This is a genomic window from Streptomyces sp. V4I23, assembly GCF_030817975.1.
Taxonomy (GTDB): domain Bacteria; phylum Actinomycetota; class Actinomycetes; order Streptomycetales; family Streptomycetaceae; genus Streptomyces.
In genome coordinates this window covers 5,002,748-5,016,647 of sequence record NZ_JAUSZW010000004.1, presented here as the reverse complement: position 1 = coordinate 5,016,647, position 13,900 = coordinate 5,002,748, and the positions used below count along the sequence as shown (strand labels likewise).

Annotated in this window: 14 protein-coding genes and 1 pseudogene; 8 read left to right on the top strand and 7 right to left on the bottom strand. The window is 72.5% G+C overall.

The genetic code is table 11. The annotated features are described in order from the left end of the window. Positions 1–86: 86 nt before the first annotated feature. Both QFZ82_RS25105 and QFZ82_RS25100 read right to left on the bottom strand, forming a co-directional pair. Positions 87–296 (bottom strand): annotated as a pseudogene (locus tag QFZ82_RS25105) (VOC family protein); the annotation flags it as partial. A 97-nt stretch (positions 297–393) separates the two neighbouring features. Next, positions 394–1,332 carry a LysR family transcriptional regulator gene (locus QFZ82_RS25100; protein WP_307715309.1) on the bottom strand — a complete coding sequence of 313 codons (939 nt, stop codon included), beginning with the start codon at positions 1,330–1,332 and terminating at the stop codon, positions 394–396. A 273-nt stretch (positions 1,333–1,605) separates the two neighbouring features. Here QFZ82_RS25100 and QFZ82_RS25095 point away from each other — a divergent pair, with 273 nt between their 5' ends. The 5 genes from QFZ82_RS25095 to QFZ82_RS25075 all read left to right on the top strand — a co-directional run bounded on the left by QFZ82_RS25095 (position 1,606) and on the right by QFZ82_RS25075 (position 6,184). After that, the gene (locus QFZ82_RS25095; protein ID WP_307715308.1) at positions 1,606–2,562 is read left to right on the top strand and encodes an ABC transporter substrate-binding protein; all 957 of its coding nucleotides are present in this window, start codon (positions 1,606–1,608) and stop codon (positions 2,560–2,562) included. Next, a complete protein-coding gene (locus tag QFZ82_RS25090; RefSeq protein WP_307715307.1) occupies positions 2,559–3,539 on the top strand; it encodes an amino acid ABC transporter permease in 981 nt (326 codons plus the stop codon). Before QFZ82_RS25095 ends, QFZ82_RS25090 begins: the two co-directional genes overlap by 4 nt. Beyond that, complete coding sequence (locus QFZ82_RS25085) at positions 3,536–4,312, top strand: amino acid ABC transporter ATP-binding protein (protein ID WP_307715306.1); 777 nt, start codon at positions 3,536–3,538, stop codon at positions 4,310–4,312. The genes QFZ82_RS25090 and QFZ82_RS25085 overlap by 4 nt, the downstream gene beginning before the upstream one ends. A 269-nt stretch (positions 4,313–4,581) precedes the next feature. Then, a complete protein-coding gene (locus QFZ82_RS25080) occupies positions 4,582–5,787 on the top strand; it encodes an FAD-binding oxidoreductase (RefSeq protein ID WP_307715305.1) in 1,206 nt (401 codons plus the stop codon). A gap of 139 nt (positions 5,788–5,926) precedes the next feature. Continuing rightward, a complete protein-coding gene (locus tag QFZ82_RS25075; RefSeq protein WP_307715304.1) occupies positions 5,927–6,184 on the top strand; it encodes an alpha/beta fold hydrolase in 258 nt (85 codons plus the stop codon). A 15-nt stretch (positions 6,185–6,199) separates the two neighbouring features. Here QFZ82_RS25075 and QFZ82_RS25070 read toward each other — a convergent pair whose 3' ends face one another. Then, positions 6,200–6,742: a pentapeptide repeat-containing protein gene (locus tag QFZ82_RS25070; RefSeq protein WP_307715303.1), complete on the bottom strand. Its 543-nt coding sequence runs from the start codon at positions 6,740–6,742 to the stop codon at positions 6,200–6,202. A 59-nt stretch (positions 6,743–6,801) separates the two neighbouring features. Beyond that, a complete protein-coding gene (locus tag QFZ82_RS25065) occupies positions 6,802–7,413 on the bottom strand; it encodes a hypothetical protein (RefSeq protein ID WP_307715302.1) in 612 nt (203 codons plus the stop codon). A gap of 180 nt (positions 7,414–7,593) precedes the next feature. Here QFZ82_RS25065 and QFZ82_RS25060 point away from each other — a divergent pair, with 180 nt between their 5' ends. Further along, positions 7,594–8,535 carry a CHRD domain-containing protein gene (locus tag QFZ82_RS25060; RefSeq protein WP_307715301.1) on the top strand — a complete coding sequence of 314 codons (942 nt, stop codon included), beginning with the start codon at positions 7,594–7,596 and terminating at the stop codon, positions 8,533–8,535. Between the two features lie 73 nt (positions 8,536–8,608). After that, on the top strand, positions 8,609–8,911 hold the full coding sequence (locus tag QFZ82_RS25055) for a hypothetical protein (RefSeq protein WP_307715300.1): 303 nt from the start codon (positions 8,609–8,611) through the stop codon (positions 8,909–8,911). 257 nt (positions 8,912–9,168) lie between these two features. Here the strand turns inward: QFZ82_RS25055 and QFZ82_RS25050 are convergent, their stop codons facing one another. Beyond that, a complete protein-coding gene (locus QFZ82_RS25050; RefSeq protein ID WP_373429319.1) occupies positions 9,169–10,743 on the bottom strand; it encodes a DUF445 domain-containing protein in 1,575 nt (524 codons plus the stop codon). A gap of 101 nt (positions 10,744–10,844) precedes the next feature. On the opposite strand from QFZ82_RS25050, the gene QFZ82_RS25045 reads away from it, so the two are divergent. Next, a complete protein-coding gene (locus QFZ82_RS25045) occupies positions 10,845–12,092 on the top strand; it encodes an SGNH/GDSL hydrolase family protein (protein WP_307715299.1) in 1,248 nt (415 codons plus the stop codon). Positions 12,093–12,188: 96 nt separating this feature from the next. On the opposite strand, the gene QFZ82_RS25040 is transcribed toward QFZ82_RS25045, so the two are convergent. Together QFZ82_RS25040 and QFZ82_RS25035 are read right to left on the bottom strand one after the other, a co-directional pair. Beyond that, positions 12,189–12,920, bottom strand: a complete 732-nt coding sequence (locus tag QFZ82_RS25040) for a DUF1707 domain-containing protein (protein WP_307715298.1) — start codon at positions 12,918–12,920, stop codon at positions 12,189–12,191. A gap of 13 nt (positions 12,921–12,933) precedes the next feature. Next, positions 12,934–13,890, bottom strand: coding sequence for an ATP-binding cassette domain-containing protein (locus QFZ82_RS25035; RefSeq protein WP_307715297.1), 957 nt, complete (start codon positions 13,888–13,890; stop codon positions 12,934–12,936). Between the last annotated feature and the right edge of the window lie 10 nt (positions 13,891–13,900).

Below are 13,900 nucleotides of genomic sequence, written 5' to 3'. Positions count from 1 at the left end.
GCATCGCCCACGATAGCTGCGCCAGTAAGAGGGCGATCAGCCACGAAAGGCGGCGTCTCGGCGACCAGGGCCCCGGCGTGAACTAGTCAGCCGGCGCTCCCGGCGCCCCGGTGGCTCAGCACGTTGACTACCCGCCAGTTGGCGTCCCGTACGAAGAAGCGGCGTACGCCCCACTCCTCGTCGTTCAGCGGGTACACGATCTCGGCCCCGCTCTCGCGCATCACCGCGTACGCCGCGTCCACGTCGTCCACCTCGATGCTCCTGTCCGGGGTGACCGGCGCGGTGCGGTCGCCGGTCGCGAAGCTCGCCTGGGACACGGGGACGATCCGGCGCACGGTCACTACGACTCCACGTGAAGCGAAACCTGCCTCCGACGCCCCCGCAGCAGCGCGCTCACACCGCCGTCGGCAGGTCCCCCGCCTCCGACAGCTCCTCGTCGATCGTCGTCGCCGCCGCCCGCAGTACCTCGACCGCCTGGTCCAGGAACGGGTTCGGGTCGCCCGAGCGGCGGACCGCGAACACGCGGCGTACGTGCGTGGGGTTGGCGAGACGGATCAGGTGGACGTCCTCCGACTTGCTGAGCGCCAGTTCCGGGACGATCGCGACGCCGAGCCCGTTCCGTACGAGCTCGAACGGGAGGTTGTAGTCGTTCGTGCGGAAGATGACCTCGGGACGGAAGCCTCCCGCCGCGCAGATGTGGAAGAGGGAGCGGGCCGCGTCGGTGTCCTCGCGGTAGCAGATCCAGCGTTCCGCCGAGAGGTCGCTGACCTGGATGCGTTTGCGGCGGGCCAGCCGGTGCCTCTTGGGCACGAGAACGTACAGCGGCTCCTCCAGGATCAGGGTCCGCTCCAGGTCGGGCGGGTCGTTGCGCGGCACCGTCCCGTACTCGAAGATCACGGCGAGGTCGAGCCTGCCCTCCGCGACGGCGGGCAGGGTGACCGGCGGGTCGCCCTCCTCGTAGCGGACGTCGACGTGCGGGCGGTCGCGCAGGAACTCGGTGAGCACGGCCGGCATCAGGCGGAAGCCCGCTGACCAGAAGCTGCCGAGATGCAGCCGGCCGCGTTCGGCCGCCGCGAAGGACCGCATCTCGTCCTCGGCGGCCTCCAGGTCGGCGAGCAGCCGTGCTGCCCGCCGGGCGAGTTGGGCGCCGGCGGCAGTCGGCCTGACACTGCGTGGCGAGCGCTCGAAGAGGGGCACGCCGAGGGCCCGTTCCACCGAGGCTATCTGCTGGGAGACCGCGGACGGGGAGTAGCCGAGGCGGCGGGCGGCGGTGCGCAGTGAACCGGTGGCGACCACATCGCGGATCGCCTGCAACTGCGTCGGGGTCAGCATCAGCCGAACTTAACAACGGCTCCGGTGTCGCCGCCAGAGGTCGCCCTCGACGAAGTTCCCTGCTGTGCGGGCGTGTCGGCCGCCCGGCGGTTCGCTGCGCAGGTGGGCGGGGGTGCGCCGACGGAGCCGAGCAACAGGTCAACTGAACGATGTGTGCGGCAATGTTCATTCTGTTTCATCTTGTGTCGCCGGTTCGACTGTCGCAGATTGAGCGGCATCGAGCGGCAGGAACCGGCCACGAATCTGGCCGTCCCACCAGCGAAAGGCACTGCCATGGACATACGGCTCCCGGGGCTCCGAGCCCACCGGACGAGGCGCGCCGCAGCTGCAGGCGTGGCGCTGGCCGGACTTCTTCCGCTGCTGGCGGCGTGCGGCGGCACGACGTCGGCCGGTGCGACCGGGCCGGGATCCGCAGCGGCATCCGGCCAGGCCGCCGCGCAGGAGAAGGACCCGGAGCTGGCGGCGCTGCTGCCGAAGAAGGTGCGGGACTCCGGCGAGCTGGTCGTCGCGGAGGGCGACGACTATCCGCCTCTGGTGTCCCTCGGTCCGGACAACAAGACGCTGGTCGGCATGGAGCCGGAACTCATGCGGGCGATCGGGCAGGTGCTCGGCGTCGAGGTGAAGTTCTCCAAGGCCAGCTTCGACAGCATCATCGGCGGCGTCCAGTCGCGCCGCTACGACCTCGCCATCCAGGCCATGCTCGACAAGCCGGAACGCCGGCAGCACGTCACGTTCGTCGACTACTTCAGGACGAGCAGCGCGATCCTGGTGCAGCAGAAGAACGCGAAGTCGATCGGCTCCCTGGACGATCTGTGCGGCAGAACGGCGGCCGTCGAGAACGGCACCGCCCAGGTCGAGGACATCGAGGCGCAGGCGAAGAAGTGCGAGGCCGCGGGCAAGCCCGCCGCGAAGGCGCTGGTCTTCCCCGACTCCGTCGGCTGCTTCCAGGCGCTGTCCACCGGCCGCGCCGACGCCTTCGTGGGCGGCACCCCGACCGTCGCGTACCAGGCCGGGCAGTCGAACGGCCAGCTGCGCCAGGTCGGCGAGCCGTACCGCTTCCTGCCGTACGGAATCCTGGTGAACAAGCAGGACAAGGACCTGGTCGACGCCGTGCGGCAGGCCCTGCAGAAGCTCATCGACAACGGTGCGTACGGCGAGATCCTGGGGCGCTGGGACGTCGAGTCGGGCGCTCTCGACCGGGTCACGGTGAACGGCGGCGCGACGGCATGAGCGAGTCCACGCTCCGCACCGCCCCTGTGATCAAGACGAGCGCGGGGCGCAGGGAGATCGACGCGGTGCCGGTGCGCCGGCCGGGCCGCTGGTTCGCCTCCGCCGCGCTCGTCTTCCTCCTGGTCTTCCTCCTCGAGGGGTGGGCCGCGAACGAGCGGATGCAGTGGGCGACGGTCGGCGACCATCTCTTCGCCCCCGTCGTCCTCGAAGGCCTGGCCACGACACTCTGGCTGACGGCGGCCGCCATGGCCATCGGCGTCACCGGGGGCGTCGTCCTGGCCGTGATGCGCCGGTCCGCCAACCCGCTGCTGTCCCGGCTGAGCTGGGTCTACGTCTGGGCGTTCCGCGGCACACCCCTCCTGGTCCAGCTGCTGTTCTGGTACTTCCTCGCCGCGATCGTGCCGGAGGTCGGACTCGGGGTGCCGTGGGGGCCGACGTTCGTCGCGTTCGACACGAACACGCTGGTGACCCAGACGTCGGCCGCGCTGCTCGGCCTCGGGCTGCACGAGGCCGCGTACATGGCGGAGATCGTCCGTTCCGGCATCGCCTCCGTGGACGACGGACAGACGGAGGCGGCGCACGCGCTCGGCATGACGCGCCGGCAGACCCTGCGGCGCATCGTGCTGCCGCAGGCGCTGCGCATCATCATCCCGCCCACGGGCAACCAGGTGATCTCCATGCTGAAGACCACGTCTCTGGTCTCGGTGATCGCCGTGCCCGAACTGCTCACCTCCATCCAGGCGATCTACTCCCGGAACTTCCAGCAGATCCCGCTGCTGACGGTGGCCTGTGCCTGGTACCTGCTGGCCGTCTCGGTGCTCAGCGTCGGCCAGTACTACCTGGAACGCCGGTACGGACGCGGCGCGAGCCGCGATCTGCCGCCGACACCGCTGCAGCGCGTACGCACCCTCGCCGGTCGCAGGACTTCGCCGCAGGAGCCCGTACGCCCGAAGCCCGCGCCGCAGGAGGACCGATGACGACGACCACCGCATCACCCGTGGTGCGAGCCGAGGGTGTCCACAAGAGCTTCGGCCGGACGGAGGTGCTCAAGGGCATCGACCTGACCGTCGCCGCCGGCGAGGTGATGTGCCTGGTCGGCCCGTCCGGATCCGGCAAGTCGACCTTCCTGCGGTGCATCAACCACCTGGAGACCATCGACGCCGGACGGCTGTACGTGCGCGACAGGCTCATCGGCTACGAGGAGCGCGACGGTCGCGTCCACGAGCTCACCGACGCGGCGATCGCGCGGCAGCGGCGTGGGATCGGCATGGTCTTCCAGCGCTTCAACCTGTTCCCGCACATGACGGCGCTGGAGAACGTGATGGAGGCGCCGGTCCAGGTCAGGAAGGAGTCCAGGGCCGAGGCCGGGGAGCGTGCGCGGTCCCTGCTCGCCCGGGTCGGACTGGCCGATCGTGCCGGTTCCTACCCGTCGCAGCTGTCGGGCGGCCAGCAGCAACGGGTGGCGATCGCCCGGGCGTTGGCGATGCGGCCCGATCTGATGCTGTTCGACGAGCCGACCTCCGCGCTGGACCCCGAGCTCGTGGGCGAGGTCCTCGATGTGATGCGCGGGCTCGCCGAGGACGGCATGACGATGATCGTCGTCACTCACGAGATGGGCTTCGCCCGCGAGGTGGGCGACTCGCTCGTGTTCATGGACGACGGTGTCGTCGTCGAGTCGGGCGACCCGGCCGATGTGCTGGGCTCCCCACGTCACGCCCGCACCCGGGCATTTCTCGGCAAGGTCCGCTGACCGGTACCGCGCCCTTCCCCCGGTCGGCTCTTCTGACGCCGACCGGCTCGTCCGGCGCCGGTCGGCTGTCCGGTGCCGGTCGGCTCGTGCGGCGCCGGTCGCTCTTCCGGCACCGGCCCGCTCTTCCCGCGCCGGTCGGCCCTCCCCATACCGCCGTCCTCTGCCGTGCCGCCCTTCTCCGCTGCCGCCCGCTTCGGGTACGCCCCTTGCCCGGTACCGCCCGCTGCCCGGCGGCCGCCCTTCCTTCCCGTATCGCAAAGGAAAGACCCATGCCTCGTGTCCTCGTCGTCGGAGCCGGCGTGCTCGGCGCCTCCGTGGCGCACCATCTGGTTCAGGCCGGTGCCCATGTCACCGTGATCGACGCCGGCGGCCCGGCCGCCGGAACGTCCAGCGCCACCTTCTCCATCGACGTCTCCCACCTCAAGACGCCGTTCAGCTACTACGCGTTGAACCGGCGCGGCGCCGAACTGCACCAGCGGCTCGGCGAGGAACTGGGCGGAGCGGACTGGCGCCACCCGGCTCCGCTCGTGCAGTGGGGCCACACCGAGCAGGAGCAGCGCGTCATCCGCGAGCGGGCCGAGCGGCTGCGGGGCTGGGGCCACGTCTGCCGCTCCGCCCACCCCGCCGAACTGGCCGAACTGGCGCCGGGCGTCTCCCCGGACGCCTGCCGGGCCGACGAACTCGTCGTCCATGAGCACGCGTGCTGGTACGACGCCCCGCTGTTCACGCGGCGGCTGCTCGACCGGGCGGCTCTGGGCGGCGCGGACATCCGCTTCGGGCTGCGTGTCACGGAGGTGCTGCGCACGGGCGAGCGGATCACCGGCGTGATGGCCGAGGGGCGCCGGTTCGAGGCGGACTGGGTGGTCAACTGCGCGGGCCCGGACGCGGGGCGCGTCGCCGCGCTGGCGGGCGCGTCGCTGCCGCTGAACCGGGTGCCCGGGCTCGTGGGCGAGAGCACGCGGCTGCCGGAACACGACCAGCTCGGCGCGATCCTGGCCGCGCCCGGTGTCGACCTGCGGCCGGCGCCGGACGGCCGGGTCGTGTCGATCTCGTGGCCGGTGGACGCCATGCTGCCGCCGGATGCGGAGGGCGCGGCGGACACGAAGGACACGGCGGATGCGGCGCGGCGGGCCGGCCCGGCGCTGGAGCAGGAGCTGCACCGCCTGGGCCGGGAGGTGTTCACGCCGCTGCGCGCCGCCGGGATGGCGGGCGTACGGCTCGGAGTGCGTCCGGTGCCCGCGGACGGGCTGCCCCTGGTCGGCTGCGCAGAGGCGACTCCCGGCCTCTACACGGTCGTCACGCACAGCGGTGTCACCCTGGCACCGGCGCTCGGCCTGCTCGCCGCGCAGGAAATCGTCGGCGGACGCGCCTGCGAGGAACTCGCCGGCTACCGTCCGGACCGCATCCCCGCCACGGACGTACTCGACGAGAGCGTGCAGGTCATGAGCGGCGCGGCCGCGATCACGGCGGCCTGAAGGGAGGTCGGACGCCGGCGCCCTTGGGGGGCGGACCTGGCGACGTCCACACGGCGGGGCCGTTGTCAGTGGGTACCGGCATGCTGGCTGCCATGACCGCGATCACGCTGACCGACATCGAGGCGGCGCTGCGCGCCGGTTGGGCCGCCGACTGGTGCGCTCGCAGCAGCAGTTGGTCGGCGACCACTGGGAGGACTGGCTGGCGAGCGACTGCCCGGCGCTGCTGGTCCACGGCGCCCGCAGCGACGTCCTGAGCGCCGCACACGCCGAGGAGATGGCCGCGCGCCGCCCCGGCACCACGCTCGTCCGGCTCCCTGCCGGACACACGGTGCACGAGACGGACCCGGCGGGATTCGGCGCTGCGGTACGGGATTTCCTGGGCAGCCTGCGCCTGTGAGGCACCCGGCCCGCCTCACGGGTACGACCGCAGCTCCGGCAGATCCGTACGGAGGGTGAAGCCCGACACGGTCGCGGAGGTGGGCCCGTCGTCCCCCGGGTCCCCGGTCGGCGTCACTCCCCGGGCCTCGGGGTCGAAGCCCTCGGGCCAGCGCGTCGCGGCGTTCGCGTGCGCCCCCTCCAGGCGCGTCTCGCGCAGGTCCGCGGTGCTCAGGTCCGCGTCGCGGAGGTCGGCCAGGCGCAGGTCGGCACGGTGGAAGGCTGTCCGGGTCGCTCGGGCGCCGGACAAGTCCTGCCCGACCCGCATCTGGCGCCACGTGACGTACGCACCGGCGAAGATGGCGAGCCCGCCCACGGCCTGCAGCAGCGTGGTGCGGACGTTGTTGACGGCGCTCAGCCGCTCCTTCGGCTCCACGCGCGCGCCCGCGAGGTCGTGGTCCACGACGACGCCCGGCAGGTACCAGACGGTCGCGGCGAGCAGGAGGAGCCCCGCCACGAGCGCCCCGGCCCCCGTCACGGCACGTACGAGCCGGGTAGGTCCGTTTCGGTTCGTGCGCACAACTCCCCCTGGATCAGCGGCGATCCGATCCTAGGGCGCGGCGGGGCGGGGCGATCGGCTCAGACCACCGTCTCGGCCTCCTTCTTGATCAGCTTGCCGTCCGCCGCGATCACGAACCATTCGCCGTCCAGGCCCTGGCCGTTGACGTCCCCGGGGGTCACGTCGCCCACGTAGTAGTACAGCGGCCAGTCCCCGTACACCGCCTGTTCGGCGCCCGTGCCCAGCTTGGTCTCCTTCAGGAGAGCGGCCTCGGTGCCCGGGCCCGCCGTCACGTCGGTCGCGGAGATGAGGGCCGGCCAGACCGCGATGCAGTCGGCGTCGCAGGTGGCCTGGCCCGGCTTGTCCTTGGTGAAGCCGTAGAGCGTCCGGCCCTTGCCGTCGACGAGGATCGTGCCCAGTTCGGACTCCGCCGTCTTGACCGTGACGGTCGCGGGGGCGGGCTCCGGCGCGGGGTCGGGGGCGGCGTCGGCCGGGGCCTCCGTACCGGCGGGTGCGTCGGCGGGCGGCTGCTCCGGCGACGGCTGTTCGGCGCTCGGGGACACCGGCCCCGCCCCGTACCCGGAGCCCGAACCGCCGGAGTCCTCGCACGACGTCACCGTGAGCAGCGCCAACGCGATCAGCGGGGCCGCGAGCAGAGTTCTGGTCCGGGCTGTGGTGCGGGTGCCGCGCATGGTGAGATCCCCTCGGATTCCGGTCTGCGGGAAGGAACGTACGGCGGGATGTACGGGCCCGACCGACCGGTTGTTCACTCCGATTGGCGGTGACTTCCATTGAACGGGGCGCCGGGGAACCCCGTACTTGACGCCGACCGGCCACGACCGGGTCGGCCCCCAACGGGAGGTTCATCCGTCATGCAGAAGCGTCATGTCTCCGTCTCGGCCGCCGCCGCCCTCGTGCTCGCCGCCGCGGCAGGCGCCGTCCCCGCATCCGCGCACGGCAGCCACGGAGGCGGCACGGCGAAGGGCGGCGCGGTGACGTTCACGAAACCGGCCCACGGCCACGCCGTCACCTTCGCCGCCGTCCTCACCGGCGCGCACGAGGTCGCCGAGAAGGGCGGGCCCGCCGTGAACGACCCCGACGGCCAGGCCGTCGCGCTCGTCAAGGTGAAGGGCGACCGCGTCGTCTTCGCCATGCAGTGGAAGGGGTTCGTGCCGAGCCAGGGGCACATCCACGAGGGCGCCGCCGGACAGAACGGCGACGTCAAGGTCCCGTTGTTCGGCACCGAGATGCCCGACACCATCCACTCGGCGGCCGGACACACGGTCCTCACCGACGCCGCGCTCGCCGACAGCATCCGCGAGCACCCGTCGGGGTTCTACCTGAACCTGCACAGCAAGGAGTTCCCGGGCGGCGCCGTGCGCGGGCAGCTGAAACGCCTGAAGCGGAACATCAACCCGCTCCACATCATCAAGGGCGGCAAGCTGCGGGCCCTGGCGAACGGCGCACAGGAGGTGCCGGTCACGGACCCGCACAAGGTGGGGGACGACGACGGGTACGCGGTGACCTTCCTGCACCCCGCCGGCCGCAGCGTCGACTTCTCGCTCGCCTGGGTCGACATCCAGGCGCCCCAGGCCGCGCACATCCACAAGGGCGGTTTCGGGAAGAACGGGGACGTGGTGCTGGGGCTCCTGAACAAGCCCGTCCCCGAGGGCCTGTTCGCCGTCTCCGGGCGGCTGGAGGACCAGCACAAGGGGCTGCTGAAGGAGATACGCCACAACCCGTGGGCGTTCTACTCGAACATCCACACCAAGAAGTTCCCGGACGGCGCGGTGCGCGGCCAGCTCTTCCACTGAGGAGGCAGGCCCTCGCGACGGGGACGTTCTACGCTCGGTGCATCAGTGATCGACAGTGAAAGGCGGCAGCACCATGGCCAAGGTTCCCGCGGCAGCGGTGGCGGCAGGCGGACTCGTGGGCGGGTACTCGGTGGCCCGCTTCAGCGGGAAGCGTCCCCTCGGCGGCGTCGCCCTCGCCGCGGCCGGTGCCCTCGCCGCCCGCCAGTGGCATCAGGACGCCGGGCCGAAGGCCGCCGTCGGGCTGAGCGCCGCGTACGTCGCCGCCTTCGCCGGGTCGCATCCCCTGGCCAAGAAGGTGGGCGCCTGGCCGGCCGTCCTCACCGTCGCGGCCGGTGTGGCCCTCGCCTCCGTGGCGGTCACCCGCCGGAGCCGCTGAGCCCGCGGAGCCGGTGAGGGGAGCGCTGAACGCTTCCGGCCCGCCGTACGTATTACCTGACACCTCCCCTAGAAGCGCTGGGCGCGTGACCGTCGGCAGGGACCGGTCACGCGCCCAGCGCACGTCCGCACGACGGAGACGGGCCACGTAAGCCCCCCGCACATCCGCACGACGGAGACGAGCCACGTAAGCCCCCCGCACATCCGCACGACGGAGACGGCCCCGTCAGGCATCCGGCCCACGGCGCAGACGCACCGTCAGGCGCCCAGCGCATGCGCGACGGTGTAGATCAGCAGACCGGCGAGCGCGCCGACCACCGTGCCGTTGATCCTGATGAACTGAAGGTCACGGCCGATGTGCGCCTCGATCTTGCGCGAGGTGTGCTCCGCGTCCCAGCTCGCGATCGTCTCCGAGATCAGCGACGTGATCTCGGTGCGGTAGGTGGTGACCAGGTACACCGCCGCGTCCTCGACCCAGCCCTCCACCTTCGCCTGGAGCCTGCTGTCCGTCGCCAGTCGGGCGCCCAGCGACAGCAGGGAGGCGCGGGCGCGCAGCCGGAGTTCGCTGCGGTCGTCCTCGGCCGCCGAGATGATCATGCCGCGTACGGAGGACCAGGCCGACGCGATCACGTCCTGCACCTCCGAGCGCGACAGCATCTCCGACTTCATCCGCTCGACGCGCTCCCGCGTCTGCGTGTCCGACTGGAGGTCGGCCGCGAAGTCCCCGAGGAAACGGTCGATCGCGCCGCGCGCCGGGTGGGCCTGCATGTCGCGCATCTCGGTGACGAAGCGCAGCAGCTCCCGGTAGACGCGCTCGCCGACCTTCCGGTCCACGAACCGGGGCGTCCAGCCGGGGGCGCCGCCCTCGATCGCGTCCATGACGGAGTCCGAGTGGATGACCATCCAGTCGTGGGCGCGGACGCAGATGAGGTCGACGGCCCGGTGGTGGGCGCCGTCGGCCACGACCTTCTGGAGCGTCTTGCCGATGCCGGGCGCGATCTCGGCGGCCTCCGCTCGGCGGGTGATGGCCTCGCCGACGACCGCCTGGACGTCGGCGTCGCGCAGGACGGTGAGCGCGCCGCGCAGGGCGGTGGACAGTTCGGCGGTGACGCGGTCGGCGTGGGCGGGCTCGGCGAGCCAGGTGCCGAGGCGGCCGCCGATGCCGAGGGCGTGCAGGCGGGCGCGTACGACGTCCTCGGAGAGGAAGTTCTCGCCGACGAAGGAGCCGAGCGCCGTGCCGAGCTGGTCCTTCTTGTTCGGGATGATCGCGGTGTGCGGGATGGGCAGGCCGAGGGGATGGCGGAAGAGCGCGGTGACGGCGAACCAGTCGGCGAGCGCGCCGACCATGCCGGCCTCGGCCGCGGCCGCGACGTATCCGGCCCAGGGGCCGAGTCCCTCGTTCTTCGCCCAGGTGGCGAGGACGAAGATCAGCGCGACGAGGAGGAGCAGGCCGGTGGCGGTGGCCTTCATGCGCCGCACGCCCCGCCGCTTCTCCTCGTCGGCGGCGGTGTACGCGAAGCCGGGCAGCCCCGCGCGGGGGCGGGCCTCGGGCCGGGCGGTCCGTGCCGGAGGCGAGACGGCCGTCCGCACCCCGTCGGCCCGCGCGGCCGCGGCCGCTCCGGCGCCGCCGGAAGCGTCCGGCAGCGCGGCATCCGCACCGTCGCCGGCTCGCACGGCTCCCGAAGCCCCGCCGGAGCCCGGCGTGGAGGCGGCACCCGAAGCGTCCGGCCCGCGGTGCCCGGGGCCCGAGGCGCCGGACCCGGCCGCGTCCCCCGGCCTCACGCCTCCGGCGCGCTCCGAGCCGTCCGGCTCATCCGGTTCTGTACGTTCCATCCGCTCCACCCGTCCGCGCGTGCGTACCGTACGCATTGTCCCTACCTCGTGTACTCCTGGGCGGCACGTCGAGTTCCCGGGGCATGCCCGATGATGTGTTCATGAGCAAGCGTTCGGGGTATGCGGGTCTCGCTGCCCTCGTGTCCGCAGTCGTCCTGATCTGCGGCGCTATCTACCTCGGGGTCGGCGCCGTCAAGGCCAAGCCGGCCCTTCGCAAACCCCCGGCGGCCACGCCCCTGTGGATCGGCACCTGGGCGGCGAGCCCCGTCGGCATCGCGCCCGTCGCCACCGTTGCCGGCGCACCCAGCGGGCCGCACGGCCGGTCCGTGCGCAACGTCGTGCACACCAGCATCGGCGGCACCGCCGCGCGCGTCACCGTCTCCAACCTCTACGGCACCCTGCCGCTGCGCATCTCCGCCGTGTCCCTCGCCGTGCGTGCCGGCGACGACGGCCCGGAAGCCGTGCGGGGAACCCTGCGGCCCGTCACCTTCGGCCGGGCGACCGGCGCCACCGTCGCCCCCGGCGGGCAACTGGTCAGCGACCCGGTCGTACTCCGCATCCCCTACGACGGCGATCTCCTGGTCACCGTCCACACGCCCGCTCCGGGCGGACCCGTGACCTCCCACACCCACGCCCGGCAGACCTCCTACGTCGCCGAGGGCGACCACACGCGGGACGAGGCGGGCGGCGCGTACCGGACGGAGACCCGCTCCTGGCACCACGTCACCGCCGTCGACGTCCTCACCGCGGAGGCGCGCGGCGCCGTCGTCGCCGTCGGGGACTCGATCACCGACGGGGTGTCGTCCACGCCCGACACCAACCGCCGCTGGCCCGACGTGCTCGCCGACCGGCTGGCCGGACGGTACGGCGTACTGAACGAGGGCATCAGCGGCAACCGGCTGCTCAGCCAGGACCGGGGCCCCAGCACCCTCGACCGCTTCGACCGCGACGTGCTCTCGCGCTCCGGCGCCAGGACCGTGATCGTCGCCATCGGCATCAACGACCTGCTGCGCGCGCCGTACGCGCCGCCCGGCGACGGCGTCGTCACCGGCCTGACCGAGCTGTCCCGCCGCGCCCATGCCCAGGGGCTGCGTGTGATCGGCGCGACCCTCTTGCCGTGCGCCGGACACCTGCGCTGCACCCCGGCCGTGGAGGCCGAGCGCCTCAAGGTGAACGCGGCGATCCGCGCGGGCGGGATCTTCGACGCGGTCGTCGACTTCGACCGGGCGCTGCGCGATCCGTACGCACCGCAGCGGCTCCGCCCGGTGTACGACTCCGGTGACCACCTGCACCCGAGCGACGCGGGCTACGCGCGGATGGGCGCCTCGGTGGACGTCAAGGCGCTGTGACCCGGGCGCCGGACGGGGACGACGCGACGCCCGCGCGGACACGCTGACCCGCGCGGGCTTGGTGACCCGGTCGCCGTGGCCCCGCGCGGGGAGCCGTCAGCCGCCCAGTTCCTTGCGGCGCTGGTGGCCGTGGTGCCCCAGGTGGCCTCGGCCTTTCCTGTCCTTCTCCAGCCGCGCGCGCTCGGCCCGCTCGGCCTTCAGGCGCTGCTTCTCGGCCTTGGTGCGCTTGCGCTCCACCCCGACGCCGCCCATGAGGGCCAGCCCCTTGACGATCACGCGCGGCGCGGACGGGTCCGGTGCGCCGTCGACGCTGCCGTGCTCGCCGAAGCCGCCCAGCAGGCCGATGCCCTTGACCTCGACGTGCAGGTCGGGCGGGACGACGACCTGCACGCCGCCCATGATCGCGAAGCAGGTGATCACCGTCTCGCGGTCCTCGAACCGGGCTTCCCGCAGATCGAGCTCGCCGCCTGCCATGAGGGTGACCGCGGTGAACCGGCGGCCGACGGTCCAGGTCCCCCTGCGCCCGAACCCGCCCCAGAAGGCGAACGCCCCCCTCGAGGTCGCCGGCCTTCCGATGCGCTCCGCCCAGCCGCCGGAGGAGGCCGTGGCGGGAGCGGCCGCGCCGACCGGCACGACCGTCCCGGGGGCGGGCAGGTCGCGCACCAGCGGCACCAACTCGCCGTGCGTACGCGCGCTGTACGCGGCCTCGAGGCGCTGCCCGAACTCCTCCATGTCGAGCCGCCCCTCGGCCACGGCTTCGCGCAGCCGCTCGGCCACGCGCTCCCGTTCGGAGTCGGACGCACGCATCTCGGAGGGTTCGCTCGTCATGTCGCCAGACTAGTCAGGCGGATCGATCCGCGTACATCTTCGCGATCACGGCCTCGATGTCCGGCTCCCGTACCGACAGGTCGACCAGCGGATACCGCTCCGCCAGGGCCGCGACGAGGGGCGCCGCCGACATCGAGGCGGGGAACGCCAGCCACTGTCTGGGGCCTTCCACCTTCACCGTCCGCGCCGCGTCCAGGGCGATGGGCGGGAGCTCCCGCTCCAGGTCGACGACCAACGTCCGCTCGCTCTCGCCCACCTCGTGCAGTCCGGCGAGCGCGCCGTCGTACATCAGCTTTCCGTGGTCGATGACCATGACACGCTTGCACAGCTGCTCGATGTCGGTGAGATCGTGCGTGGTCAGCAGCACCGTCGTGCCGTGCTCGGCGTTCAGGTCACGCAGGAATTCCCGCACCTTCGCCTTGGAGACCACGTCCAGACCGATGGTCGGCTCGTCCAGGTAGAGCACTTCGGGGTCGTGCAGGAGGGCGGCCGCGATGTCGCCGCGCATCCGCTGGCCGAGGGAGAGCTGACGCACCGGCACGTCCAACAGCTCGCCCAGATCGAGCAGTTCGACGCAGCGGTCGAGGTTCTCACGGAAGACGGCGTCCGGGACCCGGTACATGCGGTGCATCAGCCGGTACGAGTCGCGCAGCGGAAGGTCCCACCACAGGGTGGTGCGCTGCCCGAACACCACGCCGATCCGCTGTGCCAGCCGGGTGCGTTCCCGCGAGGGGTCGATGCCCGCGACCCGCAGGCGTCCGCCGCTCGGGGTGAGGATCCCGGTCAGCATCTTGATGGTGGTGGACTTCCCGGCGCCGTTCGGGCCGATGTAGCCGACCATCTCGCCGCGCGGCACGGTGAAGCTGATGCCGTCCACGGCGCGCACCCGGTGCCGCTCGCGGCGCAGCCGCCCCACCTTGCGGCGTACGTCGAAGACCTTCTCGACCCCGTCGAGTTCGATGAAATCCATGACCTGACCA